The following is an 18,767-nucleotide window of genomic DNA, read 5'->3' as shown; positions in this document are numbered from 1 at the left end:
ATGTACAGGGTCTTAGCAACCACGTGATTTCACTTTGCCGGTTTAACCTCGGTCACCCAGGTAGGGAGATCCCATGTCCCGCCGAGGCGAAGATCGCGGCACATCCCGGTGGTCGCTTCACGGCTTTTGCGGAACGTTGTGCCATCCCAGAGCCAGCTCGCCGTCCCCCAGCAATCGCCTAGCCCTCGCCCTTTCTGCATCATTATAATCTCGCCGTCGCCATATTCAGAACCGGAAACCGTGATAAGTGTCGGACTACTCTCAAGTTTGCTATCCACTACCCAATAGCCGTATCCTTCGTTATAGGCCGCCCGCCAGCACAAGACCGAAATCAGGGAATGCGCGTTATCCAGCGGCTGCAAGCTGATAGATTCAGCCTCCCCCTCCTCCGGCTGGAGGCGATCGCACGAATCATTGTCATTTAGCGTGGCCAGAAGCTTCGGCTTGAGCACCGCCAGCTCAGGCGCAGTTAACGCTCTCTCCTGCGCTTCCTCAGGCATGACCCGGTGAATGACCGGGGCGGGAATCGCCGCCCGGACGCTGCTTTCCGGCCTGTCGCCTTTTTTGGTCAACGCGCCCGGCGTGCCGATTCGCCCCTGAACATCGTCCATTTTCAGCAGTACCGCGTAAGCGCCTTCGCCGGAAAGCACAAACGGCGCCTCCCCGCCTGTAAATTCGACCTTCCCGTTGCCTTTGATGGCGTTAACGATCGCCAGGGCCTGTTTCTCCGACAGCGGCCAGATCTCTTTTGCGGGCTTCACATCGCCTGCCGGCTGGCCGTTGATCCACAGCGTCAGTTTGCCCGGCAGAACGTCGCTGTCGGTCACCTCCGCCAGTATCAGCTCTCCTGAGACGGCGGTGCCCGCTCCGGCCTGGCGGGTCAGCAGCACCGAACCTCCGCTTTCTTGTTCAGCGCTGTACCCACCCGCCCGGCAGGTCAACGTGTTATCACACACCACTTCCCAGTCTTTGTGTATGAATGAAACGCCTGTTTCCGCCAGCGCGGGGGCGCTGAGTATGGCCAATGTCAGTATCGCTCTCCAGCGTTCCTTTTTCATACTTTCTCTCCTTGTGGAAAACATCTGCTTATAAGCAGTAGGTAGTTTTATCAGTTACAGCTACTGCAGGTAGAGTCTTAAGATGTGGTGTAAATTCAGCAGGATGGTGAGCGCCATCGGCTTATCCGGTAAGGTAATGGTTACGAAGACATTATCTTAAAAGGAACAAACCGATGGCTGACAACAGCATGACATTCACCAATACCCTGATGCAACCCGGCGGTGAGGACTTTCTGCGTGAACTCACCGAATTTATGCTCAACCGCATCATGGAAGCCGATGTCACCCAGCGCATCAACGCGGAGCCCCATGAGCGCAGTGATGAGCGTGAGACCTACCGCAACGGCTATCGTGACCGCCAGTACAACACCCGGCTCGGTACGCTGGACCTGCGCATCCCGAAGCTGCGGGAAGGCTCGTACTTCCCGTCCTTCCTCGAGGCCCGCAGGCTGTCGGAGAAGGCGCTCAACGCGGTTATCCAGGAGGCGTGGATAAATGGCGTCTCCACCCGCAAGGTGGACGCCCTGGTCCAGTCGATGGGAATGACCGGCATCTCCCGCAGCCAGGTGTCGTCCATCTGCCGCGGCATCGATGAGCGTGTGCAGGCCTTCCTGCAGCGACCGCCGGAAGGGGAATGGCCCTACCTGTGGCTGGATGCGACCTACGTGAAGGTCCGCAAGAACGGCCGGGTGGTCAGCGTGGCCGTTATAATCGCCTGCGCGGTCAGCCTGGACGGTCGCCGGGAGATTATCGGAATGGGCATCGGTGAGTCAGAAGCGAAAGCGTTCTGGTTAGCCTTCCTGCTGTGTCTGAAAGAGCGCGGCCTTGAGGGCGTAAAGCTGGTTATATCGGACTCGCACAGCGGACTGAAAGCGGCGATACAGCAGGTGTTCACCGCCAGCTGGCAGCGCTGCCGGGTCCACTTCATGCGTAACGTGCTGAGCCGCGTCAGCAGGACCAGCCAGTCAGTGGTGCGCGCGGCGCTGCAACAGGTGTTCGTGCAGACCGATGAGAAAAGCGCCCATGCGACCTGGCGTGAGGTCGCCGGCCAGCTGGAAAAAAGCGCGCCGGCAGTCACGGAGATGATGGACGAGGCGGAAGCAGACGTGCTGGGGTACTTCGGCTTCCCGAAAGCGCACCGGGTGAAAATCCACTCCACGAACACACTGGAGCGTCTGAACAAAGAGGTGAAACGGCGTGCTGATGTGGTGGGTATCTTCCCCAACGAAGAGAGCATCATGCGGCTGCTGGGTGCGGTGCTGACGGAGCAGAACGAGGAATGGCTGCTGCAGAACCGCTACCTGCCACAACACAGCATGGCGGAGATAGAGCAGACCGCTGAAGAGGACGTAATCGGCGCGTGTCAAGGTAGTTGTCGCCTCAGTTAATTCATGCAGCCAGGGTTTCCCGCTCCGGATTTAGCCACACCTCATCCTGTCGGCTCCAGTTGCGCGTTGGCCCAGACCAGCGATGCGGGGTCTGCATTTTTGCTGCTTCATACACCGATTTCCGTTGTGCAAGCAGAGCATGATCTTCACCCCTGTGCCGCTGGCCTGGCGTGACGTAGCGGATGCCGCTATGCCGGTGTTCTTCGTTGTACCAGCCGACGAAGTTTTCCACCCAGGCGCGCGCATCTTCCAGCGTCGCGAAGCCCTTATCCGGCCATGCCGGCACGTATTTCAGCGTCCTGAACAGTGACTCTACATGTGCGTTGTCATTGCTCACCCGCGGCCGGCTGTGCGACGGCGTGATCTTTAGTTCTGCAAGCTTCACCTGCAGCACCTGCCAGCAACTCTCGCTCAGCACCGTCCGTTTCAACAGCTCTGCCGCATACTCACCGCTTTCAACCAGGTACACTTCGTAACCCACGATTTTACGGCTGAATACATCTTCTATCAGGTACAGGTAGAACCAGTGGCCCGCCGTCTGCGACTTCAGCCAGGTGATGTCCCATGACCACACCTGTCTGGGGGCTGTCGCCTTCCAGGTCGACAGTGGTTTGCTCTGCGGGGCCTTCTGCCGGCCACGGTGCGTGGTTTCTCCCGCCCGCCGCAGCACCCGGTAGAACGTTGATTCACTGGCGATATAGCGGTTCTCATCAGCCAGCACCGGAACGATTTGCGATGGCGGCAGGCTGGCGAACCGGGGTTCATGGCAGATGGCCAGCACCTGCTTTTCCTCTTCAGCACTGAGCTTGTTTTTCGGGGCTGGCCGTGGCGTCGAGGTTCGCCGATCGTCCGGTATCTGCTGCCAGCGTTGCAGGGTCCGCTCGCTCAGCCCAACGCAGCGGGAGGCTTCACTCAGTCGGGCCCCGCCAGCGACGGCTTCCTGCACTATCGTCATCAACCGTAGCCTGCCGGCAGTGCGCGTCATTCGACCTCGTTTTATTCGTCGAACAACGCCTTCAGCTTTTTTTCCAGGAGCAACAGCGCTGCAGCTTCGGCAAGCGCTTTATCCTTACGGGCAATTTCACGGTTAAGTTGTTGGTTTTCTTTTCTTAATCGTTTTATTTCGGCTTTTTCTTCTCGCTGACCGGGTTGCATTAACTCGTCCTTCCACTGCTGAATTTTCTCAGGATACAGGCCCTTACGGCGACAGTATTCAGCTATAGCATGGGCAGAAAGCGGGGCCGTTTCAACCAGTACAGCAAAACGCGCTTCCTGAGACCACTCACTGGGAGGTGTTTTCTGTCCGGATACCGGCAGAGTGGAAATACCCGCCTCTGAGCGCCAGTGGTAAAGCGTTTTTATTGGGATCTCCTCCTGGCGTGATAACTGGCTGACTGGTTGATTATGCGGTGGAAGCATTCTGGCGATCACAGCCGCTTTACGCTCAGGTGAATAGATTTTCATTGTCGTCTCCGGCCCCCCCGATTTTTTTCACTCAGAGGCGACAACTACCCTGACATGGGGGGTAATCGAAGCGCTGCCAGTCAGCGCATAACAGGCCCATTACCGGACCGGAAGGCGGCAACTGAATTTACACCACCTTGACGGACTCGACCCTTCTGACTGTTATGGTAAAATCAGATAACACTTATGGTATTCAGGGAGGTGACTGTGTTGACATGGTTAGGCCCCTTTGTGCCCCAATCGCCATGCGATGGTCCACTGGAGCAATAAGACGAAGCCGTTGTCCGTGGAAGCGTTGCCCTGTATGCCGGAGTTCTTTATGCGCGTTGCCGAAAATATCATCCTCGATGCCCTTATCCGGGGAGGATGTATCAAAACCTTCTACCGTATGTCCTCTCGAAAAGCCGCTGAGTCAGACACTCGCATTCCTGACGGCTACGTCCTTGAGTCGCCCGGCGAACGTGAAGACATTGTCCTCAGCCATGCCGACTTTCATGCGCTGGAAAAGCAGCTGGAGCAGAAGGGCGGCTGGGAGCAGATTGTCGGGGGAACCTGTTTCGGAGGTGTTACCTGGAAGCTGAGAACGGAGCCAGAACAGTAGATACGGTGACTGGTATGAGCTGTAGTGTTAAATGAATAATACCGGAGGGAGCAAGCCAGCGTGACGTTGACAGATAAAACAGGCCACCTGGCATGGTGTGCACTTATCGCCCTGCTGACGGCCCGGGAAGATGGCCTGGTGGAGTCGGAGTCGCAGGAAAACCTGTTTATTACCCGCTGGTTTGCGCAGGTGAAAAAACAGCGCCGCTTTTCACGCGACGTGGCCTCCGATGTTGACTGGATACTCAACCAAGGTCGGACGCTTGGCGTTCGTGCACGATTGCGGCATAAGCTGGATTATCTCTGGCGCAGTTGCACGGGGGAACTGTCTGAGCAGAACGACCTTTTTCGCCTGACCTACGCGCTGGAACTGGCGAAGCAGTACGACTGGGTGTATCACGTCCTCAGTGACAGTGAATGGAGCGGTCGACGTCAGATTCAGCCTTCGGCATCGGTAAACAGCATCTGTCTGCTGAAAAGCGCGCTGGATATCGGTTTTAATGATGACGGGACGCAGGTACTACCTGTGCCGGCCAGAATTAGCGGCCGGGCTGACGGGTTAAATGCGCTGCTGAAAAGCTGTGGCTGGGAGGCCGTCAGTAACGACGAACACTGGAAACTGGTGTCAATCAGCGCTGGTTGATCAGTAAAGAACGGGGCGCCAGCAGGCAACCCGGTAGTGTCAGTGGGTGATGCGCTGCGACCCTGTACATGATTCTGTGTAAATGCCTTTTCTCAGAAGTGACCGTCCAGGCGGTCACCGAACTCGATAATAAAGCGGCTCATCGCCATACGCCAGTCCCTCAGAGGCATCGTCCATTTCTGTGAGGCGGCCTGGATTGCCAGCCATACCACCTTCTTTACTGAGTCGTCCGTGGGGAACACCTTACGCTTTTTGATGGCATGCCGGATCACGCTGTTTAGCGACTCGATGGCATTCGTGGTGTAGATCACCTTGCGGATGTCTGTCGGGTAAGCGAAGAACGTCGCCAGGTTGGTCCAGTTGGCCTGCCAGCTGCGGCTTATTTGGGGATAGCGACTGTCCCATGCCCCGCAGAACGCATCCAGGGCCTGTAGCCCTGCCTCTTCCGTCGGGGCCTGATAGATGGCCTTCAGGTCACGGGTGACAGCTTTGTAATCCTTCCACGAGACGAACCGCAGGCTGTTGCGCACCATATGCATGATGCACAGCTGGATGCGGGCTTCCGGATACACCGTGTTGATGGCGTCCGGGAGGTAGAGTCTTAGGACGTGGTGTAAATTCGGAAGGATGGTGAGAGCCATCGGCTTATCCGGTAAGGTAATGGTTATGAAGACATTATCCAAAAGGAACAAACCGATGGCTGACAACAGCATGACATTCACCAATACCCTGATGCAACCCGGCGGTGAGGACTTTCTGCGTGAACTCACCGAATTTATGCTCAACCGCATCATGGAAGCCGATGTCACCCAGCGCATCAACGCGGAGCCCCATGAGCGCAGTGATGAGCGTGAGACCTACCGCAACGGCTATCGTGACCGCCAGTACAACACCCGGCTCGGTACGCTGGACCTGCGCATCCCGAAGCTGCGGGAAGGCTCGTACTTCCCGTCCTTCCTCGAGGCCCGCAGGCTGTCGGAGAAGGCGCTCAACGCGGTTATCCAGGAGGCGTGGATAAATGGCGTCTCCACCCGCAAGGTGGACGCCCTGGTCCAGTCGATGGGAATGATGATCTGGTCAAGTTAAACAGGACACTTTTTTCTCAGCCATCTGTTCATATCGCACTGGCGATAAATACCCATTCGAAGCATGGTTTCTGTCAAGATTGTAATAACGCATATAGTCTGCAACATCACGTTTCATACCTGCCCGCGTCTGCTGCGGGATCAACAGCACCCATTCATGTTTCAAACTGCCCCAAAAACGCTCCATTACCGCGTTATCCCAGCAGGCGCCAACATCTCCCATGCTGCTTCTGAGTCCGTAACTGGTTAACTGCGTTTGGAAGCGCTTGCTGGTATACTGCGCTCCACGATCGGTATGGACGACCAGCCCTGTCGGTGGATTGCGCAGGTTGTAAGCCTGCATGAGAGCCCGGCAAACCAGCGACGATGTCATTCTCTTGTCAATGTGCCAACCGACGATCCGGCGGGAATATAAATCCATGATCGCAGCCAGGTACAACCAGCCTTCACCCGTTTTCAGATACGTAATATCACTCACCCATATCTGGTCCGGTCCGGGAGGATTGAAGTTCTGATTCAACAGATTTGGTGCAAAATCAGCCCCTTTCTTCGGTTTCGTTGTGACCTTCCAGGCACGGCGTTGCCGGCAGAGAAGTCCCTCTTCGCTCATGATTTTTCTAACGCGCCAACGACTTATGGTGACGCCTTCTTCACGGAGCTTTTTAACCAGCGTTCGGCTCCCGGCACTTTCCCGACTGGCAGAGAATAACGCCTTGAGCATCACCCTGACTGCGGTATCTTTCGGCGGGCAGGCTATCGGCTTTTTTCGCCAGGCATACCATGCGGACGGGCTAATGCGCATCACGCGACAAAGCGTCCGTAGCCTGTAATTACCTGCGTTATCGAGGATAAACTGGTATCTCACGACATGTGCTTCGCAAAGAAGGCGCTCGCCTTTTTTAATATTTCCTTCTCAATGCGTAACTCTTTGTTTTCTAGACGTAGCCTTCGGAGTTCAGCTTGTTCATCTTCACTAAGCGGACTTTCATGGCGCTGGCGCGCGGCGGCGACCCAACTGCGCAATGTTTTGGCGCTGATCCCCAAAGAAGTTGCGGCACGCGCAATGGAGTAATTTTGCGTCAGCACCAGGGCCACCGTTTCCTTCTTAAATTCTGGCGTAAACTTTCGCTTCTGATTCACTAAACACCTCCATTTTGGATGTAAGTTTAGTGTCCTGATTATTCGACCACAGCAAACGCGTCAGGTGTCCGCAGGGTGAACAAAGGAAAGGACCATAAAACCAACGGGATATGGATTCAGGGGGCTGGCGATTTATCAACTGATATCTATCACTATGAGCGTATCGGACAGAATCACTTTCTGGGGCTGCATGTGGCCAACGGCGGCGCTCAGGGCTGGTATGAATTCCGTAACGACGGCCATGCCTACACCAACGGCGCCTGGCACAGCAGCTCCGATGCCCGCATGAAAACAGATATTGAAAAAATCGGTAATGCGCTGGACAAACTCGACAGCATCGGCGGTTACACCTACCTCAAACAGGGTGTGCCGGAAGCGGGCGTGATTGCCCAGGAGGTGGAGACCGTACTGCCACAGGCCGTGACACAGACCACGCTGACGCTCAATGACGACAGCATTCTTGAGGATGCGCGTGCCGTTAACATCAATGGCGTAGTAGCCCTGCTGATTGAAGCACTTAAGGAAGAACGTCAGGCCCGCCGGGAAGATAAAGAAGCGCTGATGAAAGAACAGGAGGAGTCGCGACAGGATCTCGAACGTCGTCTGGATGAGCTGGAGCTCCGTATCGGAAAGGAGACCAAATGATGACGGATAATCAACCAGTTCCACTTACTCCCGCTCCTCCCGGAATGGTTTCCCTCGGCGTTAACGCAGATGGTGAAGAGGAGATGACCGTTGTTGGTGGGGATGGTGGCACAGGCTTTTCTGGGGGGACGACAAATATTGTGCCGGGTAGCGGCAGCGTACAGGCCGATGTGGGTAACAAAACACTTTCCCGCATTCAGGCAGAAAATTCAGCAGCCATTCATGCCGCAGCCAGATGGTCAACAGCGCAACTGAAAAAGATGCAGGCTGAGCAGGCCGCCAGAGCCAGTGCTGCTGTCGCGGCTCAGCGGGCAGCAAAAGCGTCACGGAATAAGCTCACACAGCATCTTAAAGATGTGGTGAACAACGCGCTGCAGAAAAACAAGGGACCCAGTGTCACTGACCTTGCCCATGCTAACAATGAGGCGCTAGCGGCGGCGGCTGCCTATGACAGTGCCGCCAGAGCTGAGCGGGAGGCAAGAAAAAAGGCGGAGCGGGCTGAAAGGGAATATCAGGCGGCCCTGCAGGCTCAGCAGGAGGCTGAACGACAGAAGGCCGAAACCGACCGGAAACTGGCGGAGGCTGAAGCACGGGAAGCCGCCGCGAAAGCGAAAGCCGAGGCGGACAGGGCGGAAGCTGAAAAAGCCGACGCTGAAGCGAAGGCCAGAGCAGAAGCCGAACGCCGGAAGGCTGAAGAGGAACGCCGGAAGGCTGAAGAGGCCCGAAAGGCCCTTTTTGCGAAGGCGGGTATTCAGGACACCCCGGTTTACACGCCGGAAATGGTGAAAGCGGCCACCAGGGCGATGATGATGCCCGGCGTGGCGTTACTGAACCGTGCTCCGGCTATGATACAGCTGTCCACTCTGGCGGCACGGGTTCAGGCGGCTTTGCCTGGCGTTGCCGGTGCGGTAATGACAGCAACCGCTGAGTTCTCGGGCTGGATTTCCTCAGCCCTGTGGCGGGGTGTTGTGGGCGTGGCAGAAACCGCTACAGCCACTACCGTGGGCCCCATGGTTGCCGCTGCATCAACGATATTTTTTTCGCCCCGTGCCGGTGGCGGTAATGACAGCAGGGTTCCCGGACGTGATATCAGTATGATGGCCGCTCAGGCCCGCTTGTTCACGGAGAGCGGTATCGAGCCGGGTATGAAGAGCGTCAACCTGCCGGTGCGGGGTTTTATCACTACGGAGGATGACGGGCGGCAGTCGGTAATGCTGGTGAAAACCGGTACCGGCGGTGTGTCCGCGACGGTACCGGTCCTCAGCGCCGTGCGTGACAAGGCCACCGGGCTGGATAAAATCACGGTACCGGCGGTGGCGGGCGCCCCGTCGCGGACCATTCTGGTTAACCCGGTACCGGTAGGACCAGCGGCGCCGTCACATACCGGCAACAGTACACCGGTTCCGGTGATGCCGGTACACACCGGGACAGAGGTGAAACAGGCGGACAGTATCGTCACCACCACGTTCCCGGCTGCGGACCTTCCGCCGCTGCAGGACTTCTGCTGTGGTCGAATAATCAGGACACTAAACTTACATCCAAAATGGAGGTGTTTAGTGAATCAGAAGCGAAAATTTACGCCAGAATTTAAGAAGGAAACGGTGGCCCTGGTGCTGACGCAAAATTACTCCATTGCGCGTGCCGCAACTTCTTTGGGGATCAGCGCCAAAACATTGCGCAGTTGGGTCGCCGCCGCGCGCCAGCGCCATGAAAGTCCGCTTAGTGAAGATGAACAAGCTGAACTCCGAAGGCTACGTCTAGAAAACAAAGAGTTACGCATTGAGAAGGAAATATTAAAAAAGGCGAGCGCCTTCTTTGCGAAGCACATGTCGTGAGATACCAGTTTATCCTCGATAACGCAGGTAATTACAGGCTACGGACGCTTTGTCGCGTGATGCGCATTAGCCCGTCCGCATGGTATGCCTGGCGAAAAAAGCCGATAGCCTGCCCGCCGAAAGATACCGCAGTCAGGGTGATGCTCAAGGCGTTATTCTCTGCCAGTCGGGAAAGTGCCGGGAGCCGAACGCTGGTTAAAAAGCTCCGTGAAGAAGGCGTCACCATAAGTCGTTGGCGCGTTAGAAAAATCATGAGCGAAGAGGGACTTCTCTGCCGGCAACGCCGCGCCTGGAAGGTCACAACGAAACCGAAGAAAGGGGCTGATTTTGCACCAAATCTGTTGAATCAGAACTTCAATCCTCCCGGACCGGACCAGATATGGGTGAGTGATATTACGTATCTGAAAACGGGTGAAGGCTGGTTGTACCTGGCTGCGATCATGGATTTATATTCCCGCCGGATCGTCGGTTGGCACATTGACAAGAGAATGACATCGTCGCTGGTTTGCCGGGCTCTCATGCAGGCTTACAACCTGCGCAATCCACCGACAGGGCTGGTCGTCCATACCGATCGTGGAGCGCAGTATACCAGCAAGCGCTTCCAAACGCTGTTAACCAGTTACGGACTCAGAAGCAGCATGGGAGATGTTGGCGCCTGCTGGGATAACGCGGTAATGGAGCGTTTTTGGGGCAGTTTGAAACATGAATGGGTGCTGTTGATCCCGCAGCAGACGCGGGCAGGTATGAAACGTGATGTTGCAGACTATATGCGTTATTACAATCTTGACAGAAACCATGCTTCGAATGGGTATTTATCGCCAGTGCGATATGAACAGATGGCTGAGAAAAAAGTGTCCTGTTTAACTTGACCAGATCATTCATCTACTGGCAACCGGATGCAACAGGGACCGGCGTTGAGCCCATCTATGTGATGCTGGCGAAACCGCCTGTAGAATTCCTTGAGGTTGAGCTATATAGCGACTTCAGAGGGCGTTCGCGTCAGCGTACATATGAAGCGGATCATATGCCGTCTGCCGCTGCCGTCCGTGCTGCATTATTACGTGAAAATCCACGACTGAGTAAGCAATTATTGGATGAGATGGTCAACAATGTTGCCGCAATAGTCGTCCCCAAAGATGTACACCAGAAACTTAGCGAAACATATGGTGGACGTAACACTCCGACTCAGATAGATCTGGACTCCAAAAATTTGAGAGCTGCTCTTGATCGCAATCTGGACACCATCAAGCCAGCCTTAAAAAAATACGGGGCCACCGAAACTCAGATTGATGCTGCAAGAGCAAAAATGCACAAACTGAACAAAGACATGGGGTTATACAAATGACTGTGAACATAGAGGCATTAATAAATAATTTGGGCAAATCGTATAACGATTTGATCAATGCAGAGCTCATACCTTATAAAAGTCCTCCGACAGGTTTTTCTGGAGATACAGACCTCAGTTTGGATATGAAAAACGAAGGTGTTTATCTTTCGTTTCAACGTGAAGGACGAATTCTCCAAGAAATAACATTAAATATTCTTAGGCCAGATATTAAAAAATGGTTTTTCCCTAATAATTTGCCTTTTGGGTTAGAAAAAAAAATGTCACGCCAATGGGTACATCAGAACATTGCCCCCCCCCTCAGAAGCTCTCCACCAAAAATGGTCATGAAGCGTGCTTTAGGGTGGGCAGATCTCTTTGATATTAAAAATACCAACATTCCAGTAAATATGCAGATTGATTATGACATGGAAGAAAATGTGACATCAATTACATTCATGCCAACATCAGAACTACGCTGGTAATCGTAATTTTCCCTCACCTGCGCCATCCTCAGAGGTGGCGTTTTTACATCGTGAATAAAAATGGAGGTAGTGTATCCTCCATTTGGTAATGCCTTTAATCGATAGAAAACCATGATATGCTACTGGTATTTAGGGTTTTCTATGGTTACCGTTTAAGCCGGGGATGAAGACCGTTGACCTGCCGGTCAGGGGGTATATCTCGAACGACGGTAACGGCCGGCAGTCGGTTAACCTGGTCAGGACGGGGACGGGCGGGATTACGGCCACGGTGCCGGTGCTGAGCGCCGTACGTGACAAAACCACCGGCCTGGATAAAATCACGGTGCCGGCGGTGGCCGGTGCGCCGTCGAGGACCATTCTGGTGAATCCTGTGCCGGTCGGTCCGGCGGCGCCATCTCATACCGGCAACAGTTCGCCGGCGCCGGTGACGCCTGTGCACACAGGGACGGAGGTGAAACAGGCTGACAGCATCGTCACCACCACGTTCCCGACCGCGGATATTCCGCCTCTGCAGGACTTCATCTACTGGCAGCCTGATGCGACCGGGACGGGCGTTGAGCCGATTTACGTTATGCTCAGCGGACCCTATGGTGAAACCAACGCAAAAGGGAAATACAGCGGGCGTGACTACAACACGGATAAAGCTGGCGGTCCCGTTCAGAATCTGGACTGGAAAGGGGCCACCATTGACCGTGACGGTGTGGACAGGGTGAAGCTGCATACGGGACGCTTTGAGTCAACGCCAGAAAATAAAGTGATGATTGACCGCCTTGAGAAAATTCTGAAAGGTGAGTTGCAGGCGACGGACACAGATAAACGTTTTTATACTCATGAAGTAAGAGAGCTTGAGCGTTATCGCAACCTTGGCATCAAAGATGGTGAAGTTCCTAAAAGCGTTCAGGAGCAAAAAGCAGTGTGGAACAGTACGCATACAGCGACTCTTGAGGATTTCAAAATAAACGAAAAGGAGCAGGCTCTTTATACTGAAGATGCTCTTCAGGCTGCATATGAACAGGAACTTAAAGATGCTCTTGGAGGAAAAAAATAATGTCCCTGAAAGATATTGTCAAAAATGAAAGTATAACGGATGTTTTAACGTTTCTTGGACCAACATCCGATTACCGTAAGCTAGATAGATTGTATACTTACAATAACTTTGAGGCTATTTCCAGCGGTGAACTTTCTTCAATTTACGATAAACTGTTTCGAACTGGAGTGCTTAAGGATCAGAATGGCAAGGTAGTGAAGGGACCAAACTGGAAAGAACCAAAATTCGTGACTGAAAATAAATACGGCATTAAATAACGTTGCCGGTTTTCTGCCGCGCAGATCCGAAAAGATGATTAAGCGGATCTGCGCTTTTTGGTAATGCCTTTAATTGTATTAGCTCAGACTTGATGGTTGAGCCTGTACATAGATTTGTGTAATTGCCTGATTTTGATATGTTCAATCCAACATCAAAAGCAGGTTAATTTATGGACGAAAAACAGTTGCAGGCCCTGGCTAACGAACTGGCCAAAAATCTCAAAACCCCTGACGATCTCAACCAGTTCGATCGTCTGCTGAAAAAAATTAGTGTCGAGGCGGCGCTCAACGCCGAAATGACCCATCACCTCGGCTACGATAAACATCAGCCCAAACCGGCGACCAACGCCCGTAACGGCTATACTCAAAAGACGGTTATCACAGGCGATGGTCCCCTGGAGCTGCGTACACCGCGCGATCGTGATGGCTCTTTCGAACAGCAACTGGTGAAGAAAAACCAGACCCGGATCACCGGGATGGATAACCAGATTTTATCGTTGTACGCCAAAGGGATGACCACCCGTGAGATAGCAGCGGCGTTCAAAGAGCTGTATGACGCGGATGTCTCACCGGCCCTGGTCTCAAAGGTCACCGATGCTGTCATTGAGCAGGTTGTCGAATGGCAAAATCGTCCACTGGATGCAGTCTATCCCATTGTTTATCTTGATGTTTAGCGATTTGGAAAAGCGTTTTAAAAAATTTAAGACCATGAACAGGGTCGTCAGGAGAGCAGTAATGGCGTGCGGTGGGGGAACTAATGATGAAAAAAACACCTTTTGGCTAATTTTTAACCTGAAATGCGTTTTTCAGACGCACTTATCCTGCAGCCTGTGACAGAAGCCATCGTTTCCGGTCGATACTGTGCAGCCTTTCTGCCACTAACTCCGTGGCGTGTCTGCCCGCCTGCGCGCTGACAAAGCGCAGCCGGTCGCCGCACAGAATGCATTTGTACGGATCCGTGCGCAGGAACGCTTTCATCAGCGCGGCGAAGCCGGGCTTATTCGGTTTATTCCTCGCTTCCATCTCCAGGGCCTCATACACCTTCAGCAGCAGCGTGCCCCGTTTACGGCTGGATAAAAATCCGTAATACCGCACCATTTTAAAATACTTTTCCGGCACGTGGCTGATATAGCGTCCGATCATCTCTTCCTGCGACAGCGTCTGCTGCCGGTGCCGCTGTGTCCGGTGGTCGTAATAGTGATGCACCACGGCGCCGCCGCTGTAATGCCGCAGTTGCGAGGCCGACACCGGCGGACGTTTCAGATACCGGCCCAGGTATTTCACGCACCGCCAGGCACCGTGCGTCTTTTTTGCGAAGTGAACTTTCCAGTACCGCTGCCACTGTGCACGAAGGTAGCGCCGCCAGTGCTCCTCATCCCGGATATGACCGTAACCCGCAAGGCCGCCGGGATTAATCTGCTCATAGTGTTCCCGCAACATCTCAGTGACGGCATTGCGCCAGATTTCCTCCACCTTATCCTTCTTAAAGAAGATATTCTTCCCGACGCCGTGTTTAATATCGAGCCCGCCCCGGGTGACGGAGACGTGGATATGCGGATGCGGGTTCAGCTGGCAACCGTAGGTGTGCAGGGCACAGAAGATGCCGATTTCCAGACCCTGTTTACGGGCATGGCGGAGCATGGCGCGGGTGGCCGCCAGGAAGAGGTGGTTAAGCAGGGGCCAGTTGTGATTAAAAAAGGGCCACAGCAGATGGGGCATGGTCAGGGTGATGTGCTGCCAGTCGCAGTCGGGAAGAATGTGGGTCTGCTGTGCAATCCACTGTTCCGTGGCTTTAAATCCGCAGGAGCTGCAGGCTCTTGAGCCACAGCTCTGGCAGAAGAAACGGGAGTGAGAGCAGTCCGGAGAAGAACAACAGTAACGGCGGACGCCCATGGCGGTGGTGCCGCAGGCGAGCATGCGTTCCAGCCGTCATCAATGGAGAAAAGCAGCCTTGCGGGGCGGGGGATATACATGGTGCAGAGTATAAAACGGGGCAGCGGTCATGAACATCCCCGAAGCTGCGCAGCAGCGCCGCTCACGCCAAAGGCGTGCTATGTTCTACTGATTGGAGGTATTACCATAAAATGATTTATTAATAGCGTAATCTTGCAATTTGGCCAGCGTTTCCTGATTTGTAAACATCTCGCGCAAGCCATGATGCGGAATGAAAATAAATGCCTTCCCCCTTTGTTGCAATGTCAGATATCCTTTATCCACCAGTTCAAGAAAATCGCGACGGGCAGTGGGATAGGCAATGCTGTGATTATTCTTGTGGTAACGAAGGGTAAATTCTGCTTCTGGCTTCCGTAGCGCTCGTCCAAGGATGGAACGCTGGCGATCGTTGAGTTGAATATCTTTTTTTAGTGTCTGTCGCAATGCCCGGTCCCAGTTTTCCCAACCGTTAACGTAATGTTCGACGATACGCAAGGCAAGTAAGGTTAATTGCGCGGTGAGAGTCTGCAATGAAGTCAGATCGCCTGGAGTGTGAATGCGCAGATTTTCATAAGCGGTGCGGTCGAATGAAACCAGCGGAGGCAAGATACACCCTTCGTCCCAATCCAATTTTAGGCGGGAAATCGGTAGCAATCCCAGTACGGGCAGATCATGCTTGAGCGCGTACAGATGAGCTGCCAGCCGACCAACTTGGTAACTCACTTCCTTAAGTGGTCGATAAAAACGAAACGAATCGCTCAAAATCAACGCACGTAGTACATCATGATCATACTCCCCCGTTTCATGATTAGCATAAGCGGCAATATAGTCCATCTGACGGTTGGCAAATTGCTCGGTCATGGCTCTAGGCCATTCGAACAGTCCAGTACCCAGCGAAGCTCGGGTGGTTTTCATTGTGCTGATGTTCACGCCTTCCAACAACTGATCGCGCAACTGCACGAATAAATCGCTTGAAAAAGGCTCGTCAACCATATTCGGAAGGCGATCTATGGCGTTAAACGTATTGGCCACCAACCGTTCGGTGGCGTTACGTGGCGTTCGATCAAGACATAACTGGATATCGGCGTCCCCAATTGAGAATGATAATCCGTCAAGCCGGATAGCCGCGGTAACGTCGGAAATGCGGACATTCATCAGAAAATGCTGACTGCTGGCAGCGTTCATGGTGCGATGCAAGTGGGAATCGGGGGCACAAGCACGAGTGACGATGCTGATAATGTCTGTCAATTCATGGGTACGCCGGTACCAGTATTCCTCATTATTCAAATCCGGGATCGGCAAATCGATACCCATGTACCGGCTCATACGATTCATGATATCCCACATGGCCAGCGGACTGATGTTGGGCGGCAAATTCAGAGAAAGGAATTCGTCCCAAGAAATGCATTTTTGCGAAAATATTTTGAGTAATTTCTGAAATGACACATCATCAAACAATATTTGCAGGGATTGCCCTAGTGAAGGCGATTCGTTAGCAGTCATAGAGTACCCCTTGATATCGGCGGCGGATTCCGAACAAGAACCCAAGTTTCTTGAGACCCCCAATGCGTTAGGGTCATTTTTCTTGTCACGGCAACCTATTCACATTTTCCATGACATATATCAATACATACCAGAACGTAAATTCTTCTCAATTTGATCTACATCATGAGTAAAAATATACAAAATGTCTCTATTGTTTAGATTGAACTCCATTTTTTCATTAAAACTAAACATTATATTCAGATAATCATTATTCGGATAATGTGAACGAGTTCATGGTTAAGAAAATGGGTAATGCCTTCAATCGATAGAAAACCATGATATGCAACTGGTATTTAGGGTTTTCTATGGCTTCCATTACTGTTCATTGTCCTCGCTGCCATTCCGATTCTGTTTATCGCCATGGGCACAGCTGTTCCGGGCACGAGCGCTTTCGTTGCCGCTCGTGTCGCCGCGTTTTCCAGCTGGCTTATACCTATGAAGCCAGAAAACCCGGCGTAAAAGAACAGATAGTTGAACTGGCGTACAACGGTGCCGGCGTCCGGGATACCGCCAGAGTTCTGAAGGTCGGTATCAATACCGTCATACGGTCGTTAAAAAGCTCTCGCCGTCCCGGATAACCGCTTCTCCTGTCGCTCATGGCGATGTGGCACTCATCTGCGAGCTTGATGAGCAGTGGGGCTTTGTTGGCAGTAAAGCCCGCCCGCACTGGCTCTGGTATGCTTACAATACTAAAACGGGTGGCGTACTGGCTTATACCTTCGGCCCACGCACCGATGAGACATGTCATGAGCTGCTGGCGTTATTGACTCCCTTCAGCATTGGCATGATAACGAGCGATAACTGGGGAAGCTACGCCAGAGAGGTGCCGAAGGAGATACATCTGACTGGTAAAATTTTCACACAACGCATTGAGCGTAATAACCTGACCCTCCGAACCCGTATCAAGCGGCTGGCACGCAAAACAATATGTTTTTCACGTTCCATCGAATTGCACGAAAAAGTCATCGGCTCATTCATCGAGAAATACATGTTCTACCAATTGGAGGCAGCACCAGAAAATGTGTAATGACTTCAATCTATTGGTAATTATTTATCGTCAGATAGTGCCCGATGACTTTGTCATGCAGTTCCACCGATTTTGAGAATGACAGCGACTTCCTGCCCGACCGGGCCAGATGCAGCCTCAGGTTCAGGTTATGCCGCTCAATACGCTGCGTGTAACGCTTGCTGATAACGCAGCTTTCCCTTAAACCGTGACTCATACTGCGGCCATCTGTCCGTCATCCATACCACTACTTCAAATGCTGACAACAGGCTCAGAAGACGTTCCAGTGTTGCCATGCTCCGCTCACCAAAGACGTGTGCCACCACCGTTCTGCTTATCCTGTCATACGAGTAAAACAGCCATCGCTGACGCGATTCGGCCCCGACGAGGCGTTGTTGAATAAATAGATATTATGCTGCGAAGCTACAAAGACGTCAGACTTCCCTAACGTAAAATCAGTGGGTTAAAGTCAGAATTGGAAGGATCACGCAAGAGTTACAAGCATCTTTCACCAAAACAGGCATGTCAAAACAGCATGATTCCCTATTATTAAACAACCCCCCCCCGACGAAACGCCACTGCTCGTCCATCTCCGCACAGACCATGACGTCACTGCCCGGCTGTATCCGGGAGGTTACTGACTGCGGCCTGAGTTTTTTAAATGGCGGAAAATGGTGTTGAGGCCCAGGCCCATAATGCGTGCGGTGGCACGGCATCCGACGCCGTTCATGACCATATCAATGATTTTCTGGTGTGTACCGGGCTGAGAAGCGGTGTAAGTGAACTGAAGTTGCCATGTTTTACGGCAGCAGAGATAACGCTGATGCCCGGCAGTACTTTTGCCGTTACGCACCACGCCTTCAGTAGCGGAGCAGGAGGGACAGCAGACGGAGGCGGAAGCCACTGAAGCTCCTCAAAAACACTATCATACGCTAAATCAGTAAGTTGGGATCATTACCGGTTACTCGCTCATCTTTGGTCGGAAGAGCAGGATATCTTATCGGTAGCTAACCGTCCCGACATCCGCATTACCGAGCGTTGAACTTATTATCTGAATTCGCGACTATACAAAATTTCTACTTTTAACGTATTTCTCTAAAAGAAACATTTCTATAAAAAATCTATACGTTGACACCATTTATAACTAATTTTAATTTTGACTCCGGCAGGAAAATCCCCCAATTTTTCCATTACCTATGAACCGCGATGCGGCATGCAGAATATTATTTGATTGTTTACCTGTAGATGGCATTCGCAATAGCAAATATACCCTAAATAATTCGTGTTGCAGGAAGGCGGCGACGCAGTGAAT

Annotated in this window: 13 protein-coding genes and 8 pseudogenes; 13 read left to right on the top strand and 8 right to left on the bottom strand. The window is 52.9% G+C overall.

Translation table 11 applies throughout. The annotated features are described in order from the left end of the window. Positions 1–29: 29 nt before the first annotated feature. Positions 30–1,058: a DUF1176 domain-containing protein gene (locus AC1M2H_RS28165; protein WP_480152189.1), complete on the bottom strand. Its 1,029-nt coding sequence runs from the start codon at positions 1,056–1,058 to the stop codon at positions 30–32. Positions 1,059–1,231: 173 nt separating this feature from the next. Here AC1M2H_RS28165 and AC1M2H_RS28160 point away from each other — a divergent pair, with 173 nt between their 5' ends. Next, positions 1,232–2,446, top strand: a complete 1,215-nt coding sequence (locus tag AC1M2H_RS28160; RefSeq protein WP_480152188.1) for an IS256 family transposase — start codon at positions 1,232–1,234, stop codon at positions 2,444–2,446. 1 nt (position 2,447) lies between these two features. Here the strand turns inward: AC1M2H_RS28160 and AC1M2H_RS28155 are convergent. Then, a protein-coding gene (locus AC1M2H_RS28155) for an IS3 family transposase (RefSeq protein WP_480152187.1) occupies positions 2,448–3,910 on the bottom strand; the annotation gives its coding sequence in 2 pieces (ribosomal slippage) (positions 2,448–3,457 and positions 3,457–3,910; 1,464 coding nt in all). Positions 3,911–4,229: 319 nt separating this feature from the next. On the opposite strand from AC1M2H_RS28155, the gene AC1M2H_RS28150 reads away from it, so the two are divergent. After that, on the top strand, positions 4,230–4,511 hold the full coding sequence (locus AC1M2H_RS28150; RefSeq protein ID WP_480152186.1) for a cytoplasmic protein: 282 nt from the start codon (positions 4,230–4,232) through the stop codon (positions 4,509–4,511). 60 nt (positions 4,512–4,571) lie between these two features. After that, on the top strand, positions 4,572–5,153 hold the full coding sequence (locus AC1M2H_RS28145) for a DUF2913 family protein (RefSeq protein WP_480152185.1): 582 nt from the start codon (positions 4,572–4,574) through the stop codon (positions 5,151–5,153). A gap of 92 nt (positions 5,154–5,245) precedes the next feature. Here the strand turns inward: AC1M2H_RS28145 and AC1M2H_RS28140 are convergent. Next, positions 5,246–5,743, bottom strand: a pseudogene (locus AC1M2H_RS28140) (IS256 family transposase); the annotation flags it as partial. A gap of 106 nt (positions 5,744–5,849) precedes the next feature. Between AC1M2H_RS28140 and AC1M2H_RS28135 the strand changes: the two are divergent. Further along, positions 5,850–6,221, top strand: a pseudogene (locus AC1M2H_RS28135) (transposase); the annotation flags it as partial. Positions 6,222–6,230: 9 nt separating this feature from the next. On the opposite strand, the gene AC1M2H_RS28130 reads toward AC1M2H_RS28135, so the two are convergent. Then, positions 6,231–7,417, bottom strand: a protein-coding gene (locus tag AC1M2H_RS28130) for an IS3 family transposase (protein WP_480151836.1) whose coding sequence is annotated in 2 segments (ribosomal slippage) — positions 6,231–7,141 and positions 7,141–7,417 — 1,188 coding nt in all. Because the reading frame shifts where the segments join, the coding sequence is not laid out codon by codon here. A gap of 18 nt (positions 7,418–7,435) precedes the next feature. Between AC1M2H_RS28130 and AC1M2H_RS28125 the strand changes: the two are divergent. The 8 genes and pseudogenes from AC1M2H_RS28125 to AC1M2H_RS28090 form a co-directional block, all read left to right on the top strand. Continuing rightward, positions 7,436–8,023: pseudogene (locus AC1M2H_RS28125) on the top strand (tail fiber domain-containing protein); the annotation flags it as partial. Next, positions 8,020–9,513: pseudogene (locus tag AC1M2H_RS28120) on the top strand (S-type pyocin domain-containing protein); the annotation flags it as partial. The pseudogenes AC1M2H_RS28125 and AC1M2H_RS28120, both read left to right, overlap by 4 nt. Positions 9,514–9,540: 27 nt before the next feature. Next, positions 9,541–10,727, top strand: a protein-coding gene (locus tag AC1M2H_RS28115; protein WP_480151901.1) for an IS3 family transposase whose coding sequence is annotated in 2 segments (ribosomal slippage) — positions 9,541–9,817 and positions 9,817–10,727 — 1,188 coding nt in all. Because the reading frame shifts where the segments join, the coding sequence is not laid out codon by codon here. Positions 10,728–10,786: 59 nt separating this feature from the next. Beyond that, positions 10,787–11,203, top strand: coding sequence for an S-type Pyocin family protein (locus AC1M2H_RS28110; RefSeq protein ID WP_480152184.1), 417 nt, complete (start codon positions 10,787–10,789; stop codon positions 11,201–11,203). After that, positions 11,200–11,667: a DUF6392 family protein gene (locus tag AC1M2H_RS28105; protein WP_480152183.1), complete on the top strand. Its 468-nt coding sequence runs from the start codon at positions 11,200–11,202 to the stop codon at positions 11,665–11,667. Before AC1M2H_RS28110 ends, AC1M2H_RS28105 begins: the two co-directional genes overlap by 4 nt. Before the next feature lie 163 nt (positions 11,668–11,830). Beyond that, entirely contained in the window at positions 11,831–12,715 is an 885-nt protein-coding gene (locus AC1M2H_RS28100; protein ID WP_480152182.1) for an S-type pyocin domain-containing protein, read from the top strand. Then, the gene (locus AC1M2H_RS28095; RefSeq protein WP_480152181.1) at positions 12,715–12,972 is read left to right on the top strand and encodes an immunity protein; all 258 of its coding nucleotides are present in this window, start codon (positions 12,715–12,717) and stop codon (positions 12,970–12,972) included. Before AC1M2H_RS28100 ends, AC1M2H_RS28095 begins: the two co-directional genes overlap by 1 nt. A gap of 170 nt (positions 12,973–13,142) precedes the next feature. Next, positions 13,143–13,640 (top strand): annotated as a pseudogene (locus AC1M2H_RS28090) (transposase); the annotation flags it as partial. Between the two features lie 148 nt (positions 13,641–13,788). On the opposite strand, the pseudogene AC1M2H_RS28085 reads toward AC1M2H_RS28090, so the two are convergent. Continuing rightward, positions 13,789–14,945 (bottom strand): annotated as a pseudogene (locus AC1M2H_RS28085) (IS91 family transposase). An 85-nt stretch (positions 14,946–15,030) separates the two neighbouring features. Continuing rightward, positions 15,031–16,407 (bottom strand): Fic family protein, encoded by a 1,377-nt coding sequence (locus tag AC1M2H_RS28080; protein WP_480152180.1) that lies wholly within the window; start codon positions 16,405–16,407, stop codon positions 15,031–15,033. A 347-nt stretch (positions 16,408–16,754) separates the two neighbouring features. Here AC1M2H_RS28080 and AC1M2H_RS28075 point away from each other — a divergent pair. Continuing rightward, positions 16,755–17,476, top strand: a protein-coding gene (locus AC1M2H_RS28075) for an IS1 family transposase (RefSeq protein WP_480152179.1) whose coding sequence is annotated in 2 segments (ribosomal slippage) — positions 16,755–16,998 and positions 16,998–17,476 — 723 coding nt in all. Because the reading frame shifts where the segments join, the coding sequence is not laid out codon by codon here. A 10-nt stretch (positions 17,477–17,486) separates the two neighbouring features. Here AC1M2H_RS28075 and AC1M2H_RS28070 read toward each other — a convergent pair. Together AC1M2H_RS28070 and AC1M2H_RS28065 are read right to left on the bottom strand one after the other, a co-directional pair. Next, positions 17,487–17,841: pseudogene (locus tag AC1M2H_RS28070) on the bottom strand (IS1 family transposase); the annotation flags it as partial. Positions 17,842–18,018: 177 nt separating this feature from the next. Next, positions 18,019–18,359: pseudogene (locus AC1M2H_RS28065) on the bottom strand (IS1 family transposase); the annotation flags it as partial. Between the last annotated feature and the right edge of the window lie 408 nt (positions 18,360–18,767).

This window comes from Klebsiella sp. F11, from assembly GCF_056712265.1.
The sequence above is the reverse complement of the archived record's forward strand: the minus strand, read 5'-3'. Positions and strand labels throughout refer to the sequence as shown.